Source organism: Rhizobacter sp. P3_B12, assembly GCF_056402895.1.
On sequence record NZ_JBFUGN010001011.1, the window covers coordinates 1 to 2183 of the forward strand.

General features: G+C 65.7%; 2 protein-coding genes. Both read left to right on the forward strand.

What is annotated here, in order from left to right:
• Nucleotides 1–125 precede the first annotated feature (125 nt).
• Complete coding sequence (locus AC1D01_RS31355) at nucleotides 126–779, forward strand: c-type cytochrome (RefSeq protein ID WP_477873420.1); 654 nt, start codon at nucleotides 126–128, stop codon at nucleotides 777–779.
• 167 nt (nucleotides 780–946) lie between these two features.
• On the forward strand, nucleotides 947–2183 hold a 1237-nt coding region (locus tag AC1D01_RS31360; RefSeq protein WP_477873418.1), incomplete at its 3' end, for an ABC transporter substrate-binding protein.

The window sequence follows — 2183 nt, forward strand, 5'->3', positions numbered from 1 at the left end:
GGTTTGAAGGGGGTGCGGGCCAGTATAAGGCGGGCCCTATAATCGCCCGCGGTTCGAAGACAAGCCCTCGCCAACTTCAAAAAGCTGCCATGACAAAGCTGGTTTCCCTGACGAATCTGATGAAGATGACGACTCTGATTCCGGCGATCGCTGCCTCACTCCTGCTGGCCGGCGCTGCCGCGGCGCAGGACGTGAAGCCGGGGGACGCCAAGGCTGGCGAGAAGAAGGCCGCGATGTGCATCGGCTGCCACGGCATCCCGGGCTACCAGGCGAGCTTCCCCGAAGTGCACAAGGTGCCGATGATCGCGGGCCAGGGCGCCAAGTACGTGATCGCCGCGCTCGGCGAGTACAAGAAGGGCGAGCGCAAGCACCCGACGATGCGCGCCATCGCCGCGCCGCTCACCGACCAGGACATGGCCGACCTCGCGGCCTGGTACGAGCAATTGCCGAAGGAGCAGCCCCAGCTCGCCGAGAAGGTCACGGCCACGCCGGAGGTCGATGCGCTGCTCAAGAAGGGCAACTGCGTGTCGTGCCACGGCGAGAACTTCAGCAAGCCGATCGACGGCAGCTACCCGAAGCTCGCCGGCCAGCACGCCGACTACCTGTTCGTCGCGCTGAAGGCCTACCAGACCGATCGCAACCCGCAGATCGGCCGCAGCAACGCGATCATGGTCGGCCAGGTCAAGCAGTTCTCGCATGCCGAGCTGAAGACGCTGGCGCAGTACCTGGCCTCGCTGCCGAGCGAACTGCACACCGTGCCTCAGTCGCGCTTCCGCTAGGACCTGCCCACCCCCGAAGCGCCTTCGGCGGGCCCCCTCGGGCTGGCGCCCTCTCCCCCTCAAGGGGGCGCCGCCAGCGGCCCGGCAAAGCCGGTTCCGCGGCGGCTGCTGGATCCCGTTCCCCGTAGACTGCGGCCTTCTACGCCACAGATCACGAGGATCAACACATGAAACGTTGGATTGCGTTGTTGTGCGCCATGCTGTGCGTCGGCGCGCACGCCCAGACCTTGCGCTGGGCTTCTCAAGGCGATGCCCAGACCCTGGACCCGCACTCGCAGAACGAGCTGCTGACGAATGCGATCAACGGCCAGGTCTACGAGACGCTGGTCAACCGCGACAAGCAGCTGGGCATCGAGCCGGTGCTGGCCACCGAATGGCAGCAGACCACGCCGACGCAGTGGCGCATGAAGCTGCGGCCGAACGTGAAGTTCCACGACGGCACGCCGTTCACTGCCGACGACGTGGTGTTCTCGGTGCAGCGGGCGCGCGAGGGCACGTCGGACATCAAGGCGTACGCGAACGCGCTCGGCGAGCCGAAGAAGGTCGATGCGCTGACGGTGGAGTTCAACCTGGCGGCGGTGAACCCGATCTTCCTGCAGCACGCGACGCTGGTGCAGATCATGAGCAAGACCTGGAGCGAGAAGAACAAGGTCACGAAGCCGCTCGACTTCAAGAACAAGGAAGAGAGCTACGCGTCGTTCAACGCGAACGGCACCGGCCCGTACATGCTGGTGTCGCGCGCGCCCGACGTGAAGACCGTCTACAAGCGCAACCCCGCGTGGTGGGGCAAGTTCGACGGCAATGTGCAGGAGGTGGTGTACACGCCGATCAAGAGCGACCCGACGCGGGTGGCGGCGCTGCTGTCGGGCGAGATCGATTTCGTGCTCGACCCGGCCCCGCAGGACGTGGCGCGGCTGCGCGGCACGCCGCAGGTGAAGGTGATCGACGGGCCGGAGAACCGCATCGTGTTCATCGGCATGGACCAGAGCCGCGACGAGCTGCTGTACGGCAGCGTGAAGGGCAAGAACCCCTTCAAGGACCAGCGCGTGCGCCGCGCGCTGTACCAGGCGGTCGACATCGAGACGATCCGGACCAAGCTGATGCGTGGCCAGGCGGTTCCCACCGGCGGCATCACGTCGTCGCCGCTCGGCGCGTACAACGATCCCGAGATCGAGAAGCGGCTGCCGTTCGACCTCGAGGGCGCGAAGAAGCTGATGGCCGATGCCGGCTATGCGCAGGGCTTCGAGGTGACGCTCGATTGCCCGAACAACCGCTACATCAACGACGAGGAGATCTGCCAGACGCTCGCGTCGATGTGGGCCAAGCTGAACGTGAAGATCCGCGTCAACGCGATGCCGCGCGCGACCTACTTCCCGAAGGTGCAGAAGTTCGACACCTCGATGT